Below are 17,579 nucleotides of genomic sequence, written 5' to 3' on the forward strand. Positions count from 1 at the left end.
TGACTCTCAAGAGAAGCCATGCTATAATTGTAATACTTCCACATAGTAGATAGTATTCCAATATATGGAACACCTGAGTAGGCAAGGCGCTATGGACGACCCCAATACACGCGAAACCAAAGTCGGCGTGTTGGATAAGGCGGTGGCGATCCTGCTGGCCTTCCCACGCGGAGACCTTACGCTCTCCCCGCTTGAGATCGCCGCGCGCACAGCTCTGCCGCTGCCAACCGTCTATCGGCTGGCTCAGGCGCTCTGCGATCATGGGCTGCTCATGAAAGACGGACAGCGTTTTTGCCTGGGCATGACTCTTGCGCGCCTGGGCATGCTGGCTCTTGAAGGGAGCGATGTGCGTCGCCAGGCGCTGCGCCATCTGAAGTGGCTGAATGAGCAGACCGGAGAAAATGCCGAACTCCATCTGCGCCACGAAGACACGCGGCTCGTCATCGAGGTCGTGAGCAGCCCTCATAATCTGCGGCCCTTTGCAGAGGTAGGAACGCCCCTGCCCTTGCATCGGGGGGCCGCCGGAAAAGTGCTGCTCGCCTGGCTTTCCCCGCCAGAGCGCGACGCCCTGGCGGCAGCAAGCGCGGCCCGGTTTGGAAACACCCGGCCCTTTGATCTCCAGCAATTCGCCGCCGAATTGGAACGGGTGCGCAGCGCCGGATGGGCAACGAGCGAGGGCGAGCGCATCGCGGGTGTCGCGGCGATTGCGGCCCCGATCTTCGCTGCCGATGGTCAGGCAGCGGGGGCAGTGGCGTTGGTAGCGCCGTCCGCGCGCCTGGAAGAAGCCCAGCGCGCGCGCTACACCCCATTCGTCTGCGAAACAGCCAGGCGTACCTCGTATGATCTGGGGTTTGCCGGGCGAGAGCAGCAGTTACCACGCTCTGATGAGCATGCTGAAGAGAGAGGGGAAAACGATGACTCAGGTTGAGCAGCTTGCCGCCTTCGTGGCGCGGGCAACTTATGAAGACCTGTCGGAAGCGGCCCGCCGACAACTCAAGATTCGCGTCCTGGACGCACTGGGCTGCGCGCTTGGGGCGCTCGATGGCCCGCCAATTCAGCGGCTGCGCAGGCAGGTCGCGCTCTTTGGGGGCGCTCCGCTTGCCACCTTGATCGGCGGCGGCAAGACAGCGCCTGATCGGGCCGCTTTCTTGAATGCTGCCCTGGTGCGCTACCTCGACTACAACGACAGCTATCTTGCCAGGGGGGAAACGTGCCATCCCAGCGACAACCTGGGCGGGGTGCTGGCGGCAAGTGAGTATGCGGGAAACACAGGCAAGGAGTTTCTGACCGCGCTGGCAGTGGCGTATCAGGTGCAATGCACGCTTTCCGAGGTGGCGCCGGTGCGCACCAGGGGATTCGATCACACCACGCAGGGGGCTTATGCCGCCGCTGCTGGCGTAGCAAAAGCCCTGGGTCTCGACCAGCAGCAGATCGCTCACGCGGTTGCCATCAGTGGCACAGCCTACAACGCGCTGCGCGTCACCCGTACCGGCAGGCTCTCCAACTGGAAGGGGCTGGCCTACCCCAATACCGTCCTTGGGGCCACGCACGCGGCCTTCTTGGCGATGCAGGGGATTACCGGCCCGCTGGAGGTCTTCGAGGGCAACAAGGGTTTCATAGACGCTATCGCCGGACCATTTACCGTTGATTGGCAGCGCGAAGGCTTGGAGCGCGTCACCCACACGATCCTCAAGCAATACAACGCCGAAATCCATTCGCAATCTGCGCTGGAGGGCATCCTGACTCTCGCAGCGTCCCAGCAGATGCGCCCCGAAGAGATCGAGCGCATCGAGATTGCTATTTTCGATGTCGCCTACCACATCATCGGCGGAGGCGAGGAAGGCGATAAGCAGCAGGTTCGCACCAAAGAAGAAGCCGACCACAGCCTTCCATATATGGTTGCGGCTGCGCTGCTGGATGGAGAGGTGACACCGAAGCAGTACACGCCGGAGCGGATTCTGCGTGGCGATGTTCAGGCGTTGCTGCGCAGGGTAATCGTCCGGCCCGACGAGGCATTGAGCAGGCGTTTTCCCCAGGAGATGCCGTGTCGCATTCGCGTCTTCCTCAAGGATGGGCAGACGCCGAGCATCGAGCAGCGCGACTACGAGGGGTTTTATACACGCCCGATGTCCTGGGAGAAAGCGGCTATGAAGTTCGCGCGCCTGGCAGCCCCTTTTGCCGACGAGCGATTACAACAATCCATTGTAGAGACGGTCAGCCATCTGGAAACCGTACCTGTAGGACAGTTGACGACGCTTTTAGCGAAAGCGAGGAACAAGCATGAGTGATCGTGGTTTTTCATTCATCCAGATGAACCAGCGCGAGGCAAAGCCCCGTAGTCGCGGCGTGACAGAGATTCGCGGCCCCTACTACACGCCGATGGGGAAACGCTACCTGGAGGACGTGTTGGAAACGATGGGGGCTTACGTGGATTCGTTGAAGTTCGCGGGTGGCTCTTTCACGCTGATGCCGCCCAACGCCCTGAAGGAGATTATCGAGGTGGCGCATCGCCACGATGTTCTGGTATCTACAGGTGGGTTTATCGAGCATGTACTCACCCAGGGGCGCGAAGCCGTCCACCGCTATATCGAGGAGTGCCGCAAGGTGGGATTTGATATTGTAGAAATCTCCAGCGGATTTATTACGATCCCGGTTGACGACTGGCTGCGGCTGGTGGAGCAAGTCCAGCAGGCAGGGCTGAAGGCCAAGCCGGAGGTCGGCATCCAGTTTGGCGCGGGGGGCGCCAGCGCCGCTGAAGAACTTGAGGCCGAAGGTACCCGCGATGTCGAATGGGCCATCGGCCAGGCCAGGCGTTTTCTGGAGGCCGGGGCTTACATGATTATGATCGAGTCCGAGGGGATTACCGAAAATGTAAAAACCTGGCGCACCGACGCAGCCGCTAAAATCATCGGCGCGCTGGGGCTGGAGAAAGTGATGTTTGAGGCAGCAGACCCGGAGGTGTTTGCCTGGTATATCAAGAACTATGGCCCGGAGGTCAATCTCTTCGTTGACCACAGCCAGATCGTCCAGCTTGAGTGTTTGCGCTCAGGCATCTGGGGGACGAAGAGTTTGTGGGGGCGGGTCTTGACCTACAAAGGATAATTATACTTGTAGCGCCGCCTTCCAGGCGGCTCGTCGTCTGGCCGCCTGGAAGGCGGCGCTACAGGCGCCCGCCGGTTTTTGGTGGAACCAAAAAGTCCTCTTTGCTTGACTGAGCCAGTGCTTATCTCTATCATGCTCAGGGATCGTCTTAAGAGCGCCTCACACAACCTCCGCACGAGCAGGGGCGGGGTTGGAGCGCCGTCCTTCCAGGCGGCAGGGGTGGGGCCACCCGTCGGTTGTGTGAGGCATTCTAAGCACTGAGGAACGCTCCATGAAGAACCTGCTCAAGCTCTTGAAAACCCCCGCCTGGCAGGAGCGGCTGGCAATGACTGATGTCTGGGCGACGCGCTTCACGCTCATCGCCCTCGTGCTGCTGGCGTTTGGCAGCGCGGCCCAGGCTCCAACCGAAGAAACCATCTTGCAGGCCGGTCTGGCCGCGCAGGGTCAGCAAGAATACTGGCGCGCCGAATCATTCTTTCAGCAGGCCGCGCTCATTGCGCCGGATGATTTCCAACCATTGTTGGACCTCGCTCGCCTGCATCTGCTGGAGCATCGGGACGCTCTGGTCCAGAGCGAACTGGAGACCGCGCGCACCCTGGCAAATGACAACGCCGACATCTGGCTCACGTTGGGCGATGTCGCCCAGGATCAGGGACACTTGCAAGACGCCGAACATGCCTGGCTTCAGGCCGCCCGTCTGAACCCGGTGGCGGCCCAGGTGCGGGCGCGCCAGCGGCTGGGGCTGTTCTACGAGCAGCAGGGCCGCTGGCAGGATGCCGAAACGCAATTTGCCGCCCTGCCGGGCAGCGATGCGCTGGCGCAGTATCACCTGGGCGTGCTGCGCCTGGCGCGAGGCGACCGGGCTGGCGCGCGCCAGGCGTTCGAGGCTGCCCTGGAGCAGACCGACGACGGGGCTTGGCGCGATGCAGCGCAGCAATTTCTGCAAGTGATCGATCAATGGAACGGCAGCGCCGCGAGCGAGAAGCTGGTCGGGTTCGCCTACATCAAAAACAACTTTCCAGGGCTGGCGACAGCGCCGCTTAAGCAAGCCGTCGCGCTCGCCCCAAAGGATGCCGCCGCGCACGCCTATCTTGGCTGGACCTATCTTCAGGCCGGATCGTCAGGCCAGGCGCGACAAGAAGAAAACCGGGCAGTGGCGCTGGACCCAGGCAACAGCTTTGCCAGCTATACCCTCAGCCTGCTGGACCTCGCGGATGGGCGCTATAGCAGCGCCATTCACGATCTTGAGCAGGGACTCAGCGCCGACCCGCGAAATCCTGCCCTATGGGCCACACGCGGCGCTATCGCTGAACAACTCAGGGATCTGCCTGGAGCCGAGCTTGCTCTGCGCCAGGCCGCCGCTAACGCCGGAGGCGACCCACGCTTCAGCCTGCTGCTGGCAAATTTCTATGTCAACCACCAGATCGGGTTAGATCAGGGAACGGCGCTGGCCGCAGCCCGACTAGCCATCGTGCTTGACCCCACCAACGGGCTGGCTTATGATACCCTGGGGCGCATCCAGCAAGCCGTGCGCGCCTACCCCGATGCTATGAGCGCCTTTATACAGGCGGCCAATCTTGCCCCCACAAACGCAGCGCTACACATGCATCTGGGCACTGTGCAGGCAACCCTGGGATACCTTCGCTCTGCTGAACTGAATCTGCGCAAAGCCATTGTGCTGGACTTTAACGGACCCGTTGGTCGCCAGGCGCAGCAGGCGCTGCAAGCGTTGTCGCCTTTGGGTATCTAACAGACGGGCATACTGGTCCCTGTCTGTTTGGACAAAGCTATGCTATAATGGCGCCGAGATTCAGGGGGGTACTTCCATGAGTGACGATATGCCCGAAGACGAGCAACCAAATCCTACTGCCTACCTTCAGAAGGGCGAGGCGACAACGCTGGCCCCAGGCACCATCATCCAGGAACGCTATGAGATTAATCGCGTCATTGGCATTGGCGGCATGGGCGCGGTCTATCGAGTGCGCGATCTGCGCTTCAAGGATGCCGTCAAATGGGACGCCCTCAAAGAGATGATCATCAAATTTGCTGATAATCTCGACCAGCAAACACGCATGCGCAACTTTGAGCGCGAGGCGAACCTGCTGGCCTCGCTGAATCATCCCCTCATTCCCAAAGTCAATGACTTTTTCGCCGAATCCAATCGCGCCTATCTGGTGCTGGATTATATCCAGGGGAAAAACCTGGAAGATGTCCTCATGGAAACCAACGGCTTTCTCGACGAGCAGCTAGTGGCAGGCTGGGCCATTCAGATTTGCGAAGTGCTGACCTATCTGCATAACTTCCGACCACTCCCGGTAATCTTCCGCGACCTCAAGCCGTCCAACGTGATGCTTACCCCCCAGAACCAGACCATGTTGATTGACTTCGGCATCGCCAAGATTATCCAACCAGAGCGGCGCGATACGATGATTGGGACCGAAGGGTACTCGCCGCCGGAGCAATATAAAGGGTTTGTAGACCCGCGCAGCGACATCTACGCCCTGGGGGCCATGCTCCACCAACTGCTCACCGCCAGCGACCCGCGCCTGGAGACGCCGTTTACCTTCCACGAACGGCCACCCCGTCTGCTGAATCCGAACGTCTCTCAAGAGATGGAAGCGATCATTATGAAGTGCCTGGCCTACCAGAGCGATCAACGCTGGCAATCGGCCTACGAACTCAAGGAAGCCATTCAGCAGGCGCTCCATCTCATCTCACTGACCGGCACCGGGCAACTCCTGCGGATACCCAGCGCGCCCCTGCAACCACCCGGCAGCCCACCCCTGAATGGGAACGGCCATCACACTGATATGCCCAGTAATACTTCAGGAATGATGCCGAATGTTTCTGGCGTTTTCCGAACCGGTGGCGGGCCACAATTCTCTCCTGCCGGGGAAAAGCAGGCCAGGCCCGTCGCAGAGAATAGCGGCGCTGTGATGGGAGTCACATTCCCGCCTGTCATAGAACGGCCTGGCACTGGCAGGGCGCAGGGCGCCTTCGGCCAGGCGAGCGCGCCAGCGCCCAGCCCCACACTGCTGTGGAGTTTCAAGACCGAGGAAGAGGTGCGTTCGTCGCCCGCGCTGGCGCATAACACCATTTATATCGGCTCCTACGACTATAACCTGTACGCGCTGGACGCCGGAACGGGCGCGTTCAAGTGGAAGTTCCCCACCGAAGCGGGTATCTGCGTCACACCGGCCTGCGTGGGCGATCTAGTCATTGTTGGCTCAGAAGATCATGAGATCTACGCTATCAACGGCGCGACCACCAAAGAGGCCTGGAGGTATCGCACCTGGAACCATGTGCGCTCCTCGCCGCGTGTCGTTCAGGATATGGTCGTGGTTGGCTCCGATGATGGGTTTGTACACGCGCTGGATTTGCGCACAGGCCGCCAGCTCTGGAAGTTCAAAACCTGGCGGGAGGTGCGCTCGTCGGCGGCTCATCATCAGGGCATACTCTATATTGGCTCCGATGATGAGCATGTCTATGCTATTGAAGCCGCAACAGGGCGAGAGAAGTGGAACTTCGCCACCCAATACGCCGTCGTCTCCTCCCCCGTTATGGGCGATGGCATGCTCTACGTGGGGTCTATGGATGGAGTCCTCTACAGCATAGATACGGCCCTGGGATGGACGACCTGGAAGCATCGCACTGGCGATTTTATCATTGCTGCGCCCACGCTGAGCGAAGGGCGGGTCTATATCGGATCGGTGGACCGCTCCTTCTACTGCGTTGACGCCAGAACCGGGCGGCAGATTTGGAAATATCAAAGCGGCGGCCAGATCACCTCATCGGCAGCCATCGCCGCTGGCTACGTCTATTTTGGATGCAGCGATGGCGCTGTCTATTGTCTGGATGCGCGCAACGGCCAGGTGCGCTGGAAGTTCCAGACGGGCGGCCCTGTACCCTCGTCGCCGCTGGTGCGTGATGGCGTCCTCTATATCGGCAGCAACGACCACCATGTCTACGCCCTGCGCTGCGCCTTGTAAGGACATCGGAGCAAAGCTGTGTCAGAACCATCCTACAATCCAGCCAATTCAGCATCCGAGGCGTCAGCGATGCCCCCGCTGCCAGCCGCTGCGGCTATTGGAGGCTATGTGATCGACCGGCTTCTCAGCAGCGGGCCGAACGGGAACAGCTACCTGGCGCATACCCGCGCAGGGGGCAGCGGAACGTATCACATCAGCGAATATCCAGCGAGCGAGGAGCGCCCCATAGCGGCGCTGGCGAAGCTCCGGCTGGAGCATCCCGCCTTGCTCGCGCCACGCGAGGCGCTGGCGCTCGGCGAGCGCGCCTATATTATCACCGCGCTGCCACAGCAGGCGCAGCCGATTGGCGCGCTCCCTCCGTTGGAGGCTCTGCGCCAGATTATTACTATCGGTGAGGCGCTGGCCTATTTGCACAGCCAGGGGGTGGCCCACCTGCGCGTTCAGCCTGCCAGCATCGTCCTGGCGCCTGGCGGAGCCTGCCTTTGCGGCCTGGAAGACGCCCAGATGGTGCGCATCGGTGGAGATGACGCGCGCCTGCTCTTTGAGCGCGACGCCAATTTCCTGGCCCTCACGCTGGGCGCACTGGCGGGAATTGATCAGGCCCGGGAAAACAGCGGCGTGCTGGCGCGGGCTATCGGCAAGATACGTGAGCATGGCAGCAGCCACAGCTATCAGTCTGTCGCCCAGGTCATCGTAGATTGTCAGCAAGCCCTGGGAACACTTCAGGCATCAGGCCGACCCGGAAACCAATCTCCGACCCTGGCCTTCACGGCGCTGGCTGGTCACGCAACCAGTGTTGGCCGCGTGCGAACCAACAACGAGGACGCGCTGGGCGAACTGGCGCTGAAAACGATTGATGGGCAGGGCCAGCCGATTCTGATCGCCTGCTTTGTAGTCGCAGATGGCATGGGCGGGGAAGCGCGCGGCGAAATTGCCAGCCAGATCGCCATTCGCAGCGTGCTGGACCAGGTAACACGCCGCCTGGCGTTGCCTCTGCTCCAGTGGTCCGAGGTATCGGAAGCAGAAGAACCAGCGGCGCCAGACGCGCTGGAACGCGAACAACGGATGCGCGAGGCGCTGGTGGAGGGCTTTCGCACTGCCAATCGCCAGATTCGCACGCTGGTCCATACCCAGGGCCGAGGCATTGGCACGACGGCCACGGCGCTGCTCATCTTTGATGGGCAGGCGCTGATTGCCCACGTCGGTGACAGCCGCGCCTATCGCTTGAATCGGGGCGTCCTGACTGTTCTTACCGAAGATCACTCCTATGTGCAGCGGCTGATTCGACTTGGGCAGATCGACCCAGCCGACCAGGCCAGCCACCCCAGGCGCAACGCGCTCTATCGGGCGCTGGGGCAGCAGGATGAACTGGAGGTTGATCTGATAGGCTGCCCCCTGGAGGTCGGGGACTGTCTCCTGCTCTGTAGCGATGGCCTTTGGGACGCCGTCGCAGAGTCTACCATTGCCAGCCTCCTGGCTGATTCAAGAGATGGCGCTACCGCAGCGGCACGCGCCGCGCGCCTCGTTGCGCTGGCTGATGAAGCTGGCGGCAAGGATAACAGCACTGCGCTGCTCATTGAAATTATCGCTGAATCCCCGCCCGGCTCTCCGGCGCGAGCAGCGTCAGGCTCCTGGTAGGGTTCATTTTAGATATATATCTTGGATGATATATATCCTGGGTGTAATATGCATCTTCGACGTTTATCGCTCGCTTGATGATTGCTTGTTGAAAGGAGGGGTGGGGGAGAGCATGTTTCCAGACTATTACGCGACTCTCGGTATCAAACCTGGCGCCACGCTGGACGAGGTGAAGCAAGCTTTTCGCACGCTGGCTCGCCTGTATCACCCTGATGTGACGCCCGGCGATCCCAAGGCCAGCGAACGCTTTCGCAACCTCTACGAAGCCTATCAGATCCTCTCAACGGAGGACTTACGCAAAGAATACGACCAGATGCGCACACAGCGGCGCTATGGAACCTTTAACGTTCCGAAGCCCGGCAAATGGGCCGGGACCACACCGCTTGCCTGGCGAGAAGGGCTGGGCGTTGCTTCTACCTTCAATCCGGGCTTCGAGTTGAACTGCACGCTTTCTCAGAAGCAAGCGTTGGTCTTTCCTGAAGAGCGCCTGATGTATTTGCTCAGTGAATTGATCCCGATGATGGATGGCGAAGTCGTCGGAACGCTGCCGCTGAATCTCTGCCTGGCAATTGATCGCAGCAGTTCTATGCGCGGCGAAAAGCTGCGCGCCGTCAAATCAGCCCTGCGCTCGCTCATCCAGAGCCTTCAGCCGGGCGATATTCTCTCAGTGATCGCCTTCGACAACCGCGCCGAAGTGCTTGTGCGCGCCGAGCACAAACAAATCCCCGATGTCATGATCGCCACTGTAGAGAGCCTGGGCGAGCGCGGCGGAACCGAGATAAGCTGGGGGCTGGAAAAAGCACTGGAAGAATTAGATCGTTTCTCGCAGCACGCTATGGTCAGCCACCTGATCCTGTTGACCGATGGCGAGACCTTTGGCGATGAAGAACGCTGCCTGGCGCTGGCCCAGAAAGCGCGCGAACAGGGGATTGCCATCACTGCGTTGGGCATTGGCGCCGAATGGAACGAGGAATTGATTGATAGGATCGCTGACATCAGCGAGGGTTCTTCCGATTATCTGGCAGGCGCTCCTGATATTCTCAAGGCGCTGGAGCGGGGCGTAGCGGCGCTGCGCAACACCCTGGCAACGAACGTCAAGCTGGCGATGCTCTTAGAAGGCAACGTTCGCGTCCACCGCGTAACGCGGGTGATTCCCGATATTAGCACGCTGACAGACGCCGCGCCAGCCAACCAACGCTGGAGGCTGGCGCCTGAAGCGCACCTTGATATTGGCAATGTCCCCGCCTTCGGTCAGGAGTGCGCGCTGGCGCTTCTGTGGGAGATTCTCTTGCCTGCCAACGCCAGGGGCCATTACATCCTGGGGCGCCTGGAGGCGCAGTACGACATCCCCAGCGCAAAGCTGTTCGGCCAGCGCAAAAGCGAGCAGATCGCCGTTGATTTCGTGGAAACGATGCCGCCGACCAGTCTGACCATACCCCCCAAGGTCAAGCATGCTATCGAGCGCGCGACCGCCTACCGCATTCAGAACAAAGCGCGCGAGCATATCAACCAGGGGGACCACACGGGCGCCAGCGCGCTGCTGAACACAGCGGCGCGTCGTCTGTGGGATGCCGATCAGAAAGACCTGGCGGAAGAGGCACAGGCCCAGGCGCAGCAGTTGCAGCGCCAGCAAGTTCCAACGCGAGCAGCGGCGCTCAAACTCAAATACGCTACGAAAAATCTCCGCCCCCTCAAGCGCCAGGAACCCAGGCATTCCTGAAGGGGCGTATCGAATCCGCCTATCGCATGAGCACCCATCAGTCGGGCTTAGTATCATCGTTTTCTGGCGCGGGGCTTGGCCCTTTGTCTTTGCCTTCGGGCTGATCAGCAGGCTGACTCTCTGGCGCGGCTGTCGAAGCGTCTGGCTCGCCCGGATGCTGATCTTCCTTGACCGTCACAGGCGGCATCTCTACTGGAATGCGCTGTCGCCCGCTGCCCTCGCGGGCCTGGCGATAGCTCTCCAGATCGCTCACCTGGGCGCCTGTTGAAGATGGCGGGATAATCTCCTGAGCTATCGAGCGCACAAAGCGCTCCACACGCTTCCAGCGTGGGGGGAAGCTCTCCGCATAAAACTTCTCTTTGCCCTCCGAGCCAAAGGCATAGAAGACAAACGGCTCATCCCCATAGCCATAGATGACCTTCACCACCGGCACGCGCATCAATTCAACTACTTGCCGCGTCGCGCGCTCATCGGGCGCGATGCTCTGTTGGTTGGCGCGCGCGGCCTCCTGGGCCATGCTCCAGACCTGCTCAGGCACGCCCTCTGGCGGCGCGGGCTTATCCAGCGCCTCCTGGGTTTCGATGGTGGCGATCACCTCACCCTCGGCTCCGCGCAGGAAGCGCATCGGAATCGGACTCTCGCCAAACGCCTGTGTAAAGGGGCGCACATCAAAGCGGCGCACAATCTCCCGATGGCGAATCACCTTGCCCGACCCCTTACAGACCGGACAAGCCGCGTTTTTCGACCCCTGGCAGACCGCGCAGACACGTTTGCCATTGCCACAGGTACAATCAATCTCGCCCTCAACACAGTCGGGGCAGGGAATCATCCCCTTGGGGAGCGCGCCTGAATGCGGCCCCTGGTCGGGCAGCGGCACATACTGGCGTACCGTGTCCATCACGTCGCTGGCGCGATCAGCCATTGATGACGCCAGCTTTTCGGCCTGATCCTGTACAAATCCCTTGCTTGGTCGCTTCTGCGCCCAATCGGGAATAATAGCCTTGCCTTTGCAGCGTGGGCAGCGCAGCTTCGTTCGCCCCTTACAATCGCTGCATACCAGCCAGCCGCGCCCACTGCAATTGGAACAGGGGGCGCGCCCGCTGCCATTGCAGGAAAGGCACAGCGCCAACTCGTCTCCTTCCGGCACACGCTCGCGCACCACCTGAGAGCGCAAGTCCTGCACTGGAGCCAGTTCGTAGTCCCAGACCGGCAAGATGCGCCCGGCATTTACCGGCTGCGTTCCGGTATACGGCTCTGTGCTGACCTCGAAACGACGCGCCTCCCAGCGCGTCTGAACCGAAACTTCCCAAAGATCGTCATGTTCCCACGAGCGAATCGCCATATTCTCGCTCAGATCGGGCGTCACCAGAAAATCCTGAGTTGCCCACTTCTTTGCCAGCCCGCGCACATATTCTTCCTCGCGGCTGCCCGTCAGGCGAGACGGCGTAAACGGGGCGCTCTCTTCCCACAACTCATTCAGGCGACCGAACGCCTGGCGCAGCCGCCCACCTACCTCGTTCAAGCCATCGCGTAACATCCGACTGGTTTCTTGAATCCGCCGGTTCAGTTCATCCTCATCGGGCGGAAATCGCTGCCCATTATCACCCATAGCCTTCTCCTCGATATAACCATGCCAAACGCCCGGCTTACGTAGCGCCTTAGATGGCGATTAGCTTGAATGCGCACACATGCTACACTCTTTCTTTACGATTCGGCTTCCGCCCAGGTTGTACTTCAGAGTGTACACGGCGCAGCGCGGCAGCGTCAAATACACGTTGGTGCGCGGTTCCACTACCTCTCGGGGGGCCGCCACCCGTACCGCCGCCGTCCCGGCGGCTGGACGCTGACCTGCTGGTCCGGTGGCCTGGGGGCGAACGCTCGCCCTGGCGCAGCGGTGGCCGCCAGGATGGCGGCGCTACAAGTAACACGCCTCGCCTGCCAACACCTCATGCCTGGTGGAACTTTGTTGTGTATCAACGCATCCTCCTTGCGCCGTAGGGATAGGCGTCCTGGCTGATTCGTTGATAGAATGTGACTCTATCTTTCTCAGTAGCATTACAGACGAGGAGTACCCAGCGAATGAATGCTTTCCTGATTGGAGAGAGTGTTTTGCTCCGTTCCTTAGAGTTGAATGACCTGGATTTATTCTGGAAGTGGTTTGCTGACCGAGAGGTCGTCAGGTATTCCCTGGGAGCCTGGCTCTTTCCCTGGTCGAAGCATGAAACAGAAGCCTGGCTCAAACAAACGCTTCAGGACAAAGAAACGCTTTCGTTGGGCGTTGTGGAAAAAGAAACGAAGCAGCTTATTGGATATGCCGGAATGACCTCGATAAGCCATGTCAACCGCTCCGGGGAGTACTACCTCTTTCTTGGCGAGAAAAGCAGTTGGGGAAAGGGGTATGGCACAGAAGTTACGCGGCTGATTGTCCACTATGGGTTTGCCAGCCTGAATCTGCATCGCATCATGCTTACCGTGTCAGCCCTGAATACGGGCGGAGTAAAAGCCTACAGCAGAGCCGGATTTCAGCAAGAGGGCGTACTGCGTCAAGCATGTTACCGCGATGGGGCGTATCACGATAAGATCATAATGGCAATCCTTCGCTCGGAGTGGGAGGCCAGCCTTCCTGCTGAAACAAGGAACTGAAGGAGGCGAGCAGAAAGGCTGGCCGGTTTCTTAAAAGCTCTTATTGCAGTAGTGATTCCAGCCGACCATTGACCTGCTGGTCAATGTCAGCAGCCGATGCAGCCGAACCCAGCGACGTGAGATCGGGTTGTTCTGATGGCAGGTACGACTGGATGGCCTGCGGATTGGCACGGCTGGCCTCCACGCGCTGGCGCATGTTCTCAGTGGTCTGCTGCATCCGTTGTGAGGTTTGCTCCCAGAGGTCTTGCAGCCGCCGACGCTGCCAGTAGGCCACGCCAACCAGTCCGATGAGCAGGCCCAGGCTCAGGCCCACTGCCCAGGGGAACAAACTCATGCCCGCCCCTGGCTGCTCTGCTTTGGCTTCCTTCAGCGCCCGGCGCTCAATACGCTTCTTTGCTTTTTTCCCCTGCCTGGTCTCTGCCTGTAATGGCTCGCTCTCAAGCCCATAGCGCCCATTGGAAAGATCGCTCACGCGCTGCCCAACCGTCATGGCCGCCCGCTTGAGGGTATCTGCGGCCCCTTTGGCCTGCCCGCCGCTTTCTTGCTCCGGCGCAGTTTCGGGGATGATCGCCTGCGCTGCCTGAGTCAGCGGCGTTTGCGGCGCGCGACTCGCTATCAGGGCAAGCCAGCCGCCGACATGCTCCATCAGGCCAACGGCGCTCTGGGCAGCCTGAGCCGCAGCTTCAGCGGCGGTGGCGGCACGCTCTGCAGAAAGCTCAACAGCGCGTCCCCCCTGGGATTCATAGCCGCGCGCCATCAACTCACTGACCATCTGGCTGCGCTGCCCGGCCAGATTGCCTGGACCTATCTGCTCAGCCGCATTTTCAACGCCATCAGCCTGAGTTCCACCCCACCAGGAGAGCCAGCGGCGGCGCAGGGAACTGGTCAACGTTTCAGGCGCATCTTCCAACGTGGTTGACATAAAGAGCTTCCTCCTCTATCGGTGAACGGGTTGCAGACCCAGTGTCTGACCTGACAAGGGGCATGCAAGACACGTACCACGCGAAAAAGGAGGAAGCGGGCAATCTCAATCACCGCTCTGGTTGGGTTCGCCTAAGCCCACGCGGCGGGCCAGCAGATCAGCCACCCCATAGGGGTTCGCCCGGCGCTCGACGACATCAGCGATCAGCCGACGCCACTCTTCATCAGCAATCTCTTGCCTCAAGCGCCGGGCCAGCGCGTGCTGAAGCAGCGCCTGCACCTCGCTGCGTACCTGACGTTGATTGCGCTGGGCCAGTTGGCCGCTCTCGTTAAGGAAGGCGCGATGCCGAAACAGAGCATCCACCAGTTCAGCGATGCCTTCGCCCTGTGTCGCTGAGGTTTTCAGGATGGGGACACGCCAGACATCAGGCGACTTCGGCTGCTTTGCGGCCAGGCTGAGCAGCATACGCAGCTCTGCCGCTGTCTGGTCGGCTCCTGGTCGGTCGGCTTTATTGACCACAAAAATATCGGCGATCTCCAGAATGCCCGCCTTGAGGGCTTGAATATCGTCGCCCATGCCTGGCACCGTCACCACCAGCACCGTATGAGCGGCGCGCACAATCTCGACCTCGGCCTGGCCCGCGCCCACCGTCTCGATAATCACCACCTCATAGCCAGCCGCATCCAGCGCCCGCGCTACATCTCTGGTTGAAGCCGCCAGCCCGCCCAGGCTGCCCCGGCTTGCCATGCTGCGAATAAAAACGTTGGGATCGCCCGCCAGTTCCTGCATGCGGATGCGGTCGCCCAGAATCGCGCCGCCCGTAAAGGGGCTGCTGGGGTCTACCGCCACGACCCCGACGCGCAGGTCGCGCCGCCGCAGTTCGCGGCATATCTGCGTCACCAGCGTGCTTTTCCCGGCTCCTGGCGATCCGGTAATGCCGACAATCTGCGCGCGCCCGCTCTGTGGGTAGAGCCGCGCCAGATAGTCGCGCGCTTCGGGGGTCTCGTTCTCAATCAGCGTTACGATGCGCGCCAGCGCGCGGCGGTCTCCGCTCAACAGACGCTCAACCACATCCATAGTTATTGAGCCGCCTTTTCCGCCTGCCCGCCCGACGCATTCTCGCGCGCGACAGCGCCCTCCAGACGGGAGGGATAGATATTGCTGCGCACAAAGGCCACGATCTCCTCAGTTGAAGTTCCCGGCCCAAAGTTCCCTTTGATGCCCAACGCTTCGATAGCGGGAATATCTTCATCAGGCAGAATACCGCCAGCCATCACCAGCACATCATCAACGCCATTCTCGCTCAGCAGTTCCATGACCTTGGGGAAGATCGCCATATGCGCCCCGGAAAGAATGCTCATCAAGATCGCATCCACGTCTTCCTGAATGGCGGCTTCCACAATCATCTGAGGTGTCTGGCGAATGCCGGTGTAGATCACTTCCATTCCGGCATCGCGCAGCGCCCGCGCGAGTATTTTTGCGCCGCGATCATGACCATCCAATCCTGGCTTGGCAACCAGGACACGCAGCTTACGTTCTTCGACCATCTATGTTCAACCTCCATTGTTCTCTACCAGGAGTGGTGTAGCAGCCTCCTATTCGCTCAAGCAGCGCCTTTTCGGCAGCCGTCAGACCACAAAGCGCGGCGATGCTGGCATCCAGGCGCGCGCAGAGGTCCGTAATCGTCTGCTCTAATTGTATCCAGGCTGCTCTATTCTCGCAAGCGCCGACGGTTGTAATCGCGTTGGCGCCATTGGCAAATGCATTCGCCAGCCCGTCTCGCTCTTCATAACGGCGCCGCAGTTGATCGGCCAGCGCGGCCAGTTCCGCCTGCTGCGCTGGAGCAGCCAGGGGAATAGGCACATGGGCCAGCGCCTCCTGCTCAATCTGCGGCTGCACCAGCTTATACGCCGTGTGATGCAGCCAGAGATAGCCGCGCAAGAGGCGCGCGTTCAACAGCGCCAGCAGAAAGCCAGACGAACACTGCGCTGGCCTGGGATGCAGCAGATAGAGCGTCTGGACAGCAACGTAGCCCTGCTCATCCAGCGCGGCCTGCAAGATGCCTGTACTTTTGACGACCAGTAATTTAGGCGTCTGATAGCGATCCAGCGGCTTGATCACCTGATCGCGGCGCAGATAAGCATCCGCAAAGCGGCAGCGAAAGGGGCGCACGTCCAGGCCGCCGCGCAAGACCGGCAGCAGCGATCCATCACCCGCCGCATCCCCTGCTGCGACAGAGATGGCAGCGCCTCTGGCGATCTCTTCGCCCCGGCTGATGCTTACCAGTTCCCCCAGCGGCGCGGCAGGAACCTCGCGCGCCAGGCGCTCAAAGAGCGCGGCCTCCGCAGACCCCAGCAGATAGCGTAATTCGGCGCGCGGTTGCCTGCGCCAGACTTCCACGCTCAGCCTGCCGGTCAGGCCATCCTGGCCCTGGCGGGCGCGCTTCCAGTCCAGACGGCTCCAGGGGATCGCGTACTGCTGCGGAGGCGCGGCGCGGCGGGCAATCAGCACGAGCGTCCCTACGTCGGCGCGAAACACGCTTTCCAGGTGGAGCAGGCGCTTGAGCGTAAACGACTCCAGCAGCAGGCGGCGCGCATCCGTCGCATTGCCACGCGCCAGCATCGGATCGGGCAAGACCAGGCCCAGCCAGCCATCAGGCGCGACGAAGCGGCACACCTGCTCTACAAACAACAGGTAAGCGTCGCGCTGTCCAGTACTCAGATAGCCCTGCTGATAGGTCTGAAGATCGTGGCGGCGCGAGGCCAGATAGGGCGGATTGCCGACGACCAGCGGATAGCGCGGGGTAGCTGGCAGCGCCAGCGCATCGGCCTGGTGGATATGAAAGCGCAGCCGTTTTCCTGGCGCAATGCCCCGCGCCAGCGTGCGCAAACGCATCTCGGCCAGAACGCAGGTGGCGGGGTCCATCTCCAACCCCCAGAGGTTGGCTTGCAGCGCGGCCAGCGTGCGCTGCGCCGACCATCGGCGCGCTCGCCCTTGCGCTAGCAGCGTTTGCGCCGCGCCCGCCAGAAAGGCGCCGACACCACAGGCGGGGTCGAGCAGCGCCAGATGCTCCAGATCGGTCCCGGAGCGATAGCCCACCCAATCGAGTATCCGGGCAACTAGTTCCGGCGGCGTGGAATACTGCCCGCGACGACGGCGATCATCTGGCGCGAGCTGCTGCTCGTACCAGTCGCCATCGAGCGCGATAGGTTCCTCACTCTTGAGCATCGCTCTCCGTCCACAGCAGGCGCAGGCGTTGAGCAAACCCACCACGCGCCGAGCGTCGTCGCTCCTGCTCGGCGCGCACATCCTCAGAGGAAACACCATAGCTTGCCATCAGCGTGTCCATCACTTCATACAAGTCCGCCAACTCGACGACCAAATGGCCGGGATCAGCTTCGGCTGCTTCGCTGGCCTCTTCCACCAGCTTTTCCCGCAGCGCCTGGCGATACGCTCCCTCTGCCATCGTCGCCACTTCGCATGCGGAGCCATCGCGGCGAATAATGTCAGGGATACGATCTCGGACGAGTTTATCATACACGATACGCACCAGCCATCTCCTTTA

14 protein-coding genes are annotated in these 17,579 nt (G+C 60.9%); 8 read left to right on the forward strand and 6 right to left on the reverse strand.

Annotated features, from left to right (window positions below; genetic code table 11):
• Positions 1 to 91: 91 nt before the first annotated feature.
• The 7 genes from VH599_03060 to VH599_03090 all read left to right on the forward strand — a co-directional run bounded on the left by VH599_03060 (position 92) and on the right by VH599_03090 (position 10,449).
• Positions 92 to 928: an IclR family transcriptional regulator gene (locus VH599_03060; GenBank protein HEY7347274.1), complete on the forward strand. Its 837-nt coding sequence runs from the start codon at positions 92 to 94 to the stop codon at positions 926 to 928.
• Positions 915 to 2,288 carry an MmgE/PrpD family protein gene (locus VH599_03065; GenBank protein HEY7347275.1) on the forward strand — a complete coding sequence of 458 codons (1,374 nt, stop codon included), beginning with the start codon at positions 915 to 917 and terminating at the stop codon, positions 2,286 to 2,288. Before VH599_03060 ends, VH599_03065 begins: the two co-directional genes overlap by 14 nt.
• Positions 2,281 to 3,102: a phosphosulfolactate synthase gene (locus VH599_03070; protein ID HEY7347276.1), complete on the forward strand. Its 822-nt coding sequence runs from the start codon at positions 2,281 to 2,283 to the stop codon at positions 3,100 to 3,102. Before VH599_03065 ends, VH599_03070 begins: the two co-directional genes overlap by 8 nt.
• A gap of 271 nt (positions 3,103 to 3,373) precedes the next feature.
• Positions 3,374 to 4,852, forward strand: coding sequence for a tetratricopeptide repeat protein (locus tag VH599_03075; protein ID HEY7347277.1), 1,479 nt, complete (start codon positions 3,374 to 3,376; stop codon positions 4,850 to 4,852).
• A gap of 76 nt (positions 4,853 to 4,928) precedes the next feature.
• Positions 4,929 to 7,091, forward strand: coding sequence for a serine/threonine-protein kinase (locus VH599_03080; protein ID HEY7347278.1), 2,163 nt, complete (start codon positions 4,929 to 4,931; stop codon positions 7,089 to 7,091).
• A gap of 18 nt (positions 7,092 to 7,109) precedes the next feature.
• Positions 7,110 to 8,729 (forward strand): protein phosphatase 2C domain-containing protein, encoded by a 1,620-nt coding sequence (locus VH599_03085; protein ID HEY7347279.1) that lies wholly within the window; start codon positions 7,110 to 7,112, stop codon positions 8,727 to 8,729.
• Positions 8,730 to 8,841: 112 nt separating this feature from the next.
• Positions 8,842 to 10,449 (forward strand): DnaJ domain-containing protein, encoded by a 1,608-nt coding sequence (locus VH599_03090; GenBank protein HEY7347280.1) that lies wholly within the window; start codon positions 8,842 to 8,844, stop codon positions 10,447 to 10,449.
• A gap of 37 nt (positions 10,450 to 10,486) precedes the next feature.
• Here the strand turns inward: VH599_03090 and VH599_03095 are convergent, their stop codons facing one another.
• The gene (locus tag VH599_03095) at positions 10,487 to 12,058 is read right to left on the reverse strand and encodes a zinc finger-like domain-containing protein (protein HEY7347281.1); all 1,572 of its coding nucleotides are present in this window, start codon (positions 12,056 to 12,058) and stop codon (positions 10,487 to 10,489) included.
• Between the two features lie 470 nt (positions 12,059 to 12,528).
• Here VH599_03095 and VH599_03100 point away from each other — a divergent pair, with 470 nt between their 5' ends.
• Positions 12,529 to 13,092, forward strand: coding sequence for a GNAT family protein (locus VH599_03100; GenBank protein ID HEY7347282.1), 564 nt, complete (start codon positions 12,529 to 12,531; stop codon positions 13,090 to 13,092).
• Between the two features lie 40 nt (positions 13,093 to 13,132).
• On the opposite strand, the gene VH599_03105 is transcribed toward VH599_03100, so the two are convergent.
• The 5 genes from VH599_03105 to VH599_03125 all read right to left on the reverse strand — a co-directional run bounded on the left by VH599_03105 (position 13,133) and on the right by VH599_03125 (position 17,564).
• Positions 13,133 to 14,014: a hypothetical protein gene (locus VH599_03105; protein HEY7347283.1), complete on the reverse strand. Its 882-nt coding sequence runs from the start codon at positions 14,012 to 14,014 to the stop codon at positions 13,133 to 13,135.
• A gap of 105 nt (positions 14,015 to 14,119) precedes the next feature.
• Positions 14,120 to 15,091, reverse strand: coding sequence for a methylmalonyl Co-A mutase-associated GTPase MeaB (gene meaB / locus VH599_03110; GenBank protein ID HEY7347284.1), 972 nt, complete (start codon positions 15,089 to 15,091; stop codon positions 14,120 to 14,122).
• A 2-nt stretch (positions 15,092 to 15,093) separates the two neighbouring features.
• Positions 15,094 to 15,561, reverse strand: coding sequence for a cobalamin B12-binding domain-containing protein (locus tag VH599_03115; GenBank protein ID HEY7347285.1), 468 nt, complete (start codon positions 15,559 to 15,561; stop codon positions 15,094 to 15,096).
• Positions 15,545 to 17,242 (reverse strand): N-6 DNA methylase, encoded by a 1,698-nt coding sequence (locus tag VH599_03120; GenBank protein HEY7347286.1) that lies wholly within the window; start codon positions 17,240 to 17,242, stop codon positions 15,545 to 15,547. The genes VH599_03115 and VH599_03120 overlap by 17 nt, the downstream gene beginning before the upstream one ends.
• Positions 17,229 to 17,564: a nucleoside triphosphate pyrophosphohydrolase gene (locus tag VH599_03125; protein ID HEY7347287.1), complete on the reverse strand. Its 336-nt coding sequence runs from the start codon at positions 17,562 to 17,564 to the stop codon at positions 17,229 to 17,231. The genes VH599_03120 and VH599_03125 overlap by 14 nt, the downstream gene beginning before the upstream one ends.
• Positions 17,565 to 17,579 lie beyond the last annotated feature (15 nt).

This window comes from Ktedonobacterales bacterium, assembly GCA_036557285.1.
Taxonomy (GTDB): domain Bacteria; phylum Chloroflexota; class Ktedonobacteria; order Ktedonobacterales; family DATBGS01; genus DATBHW01.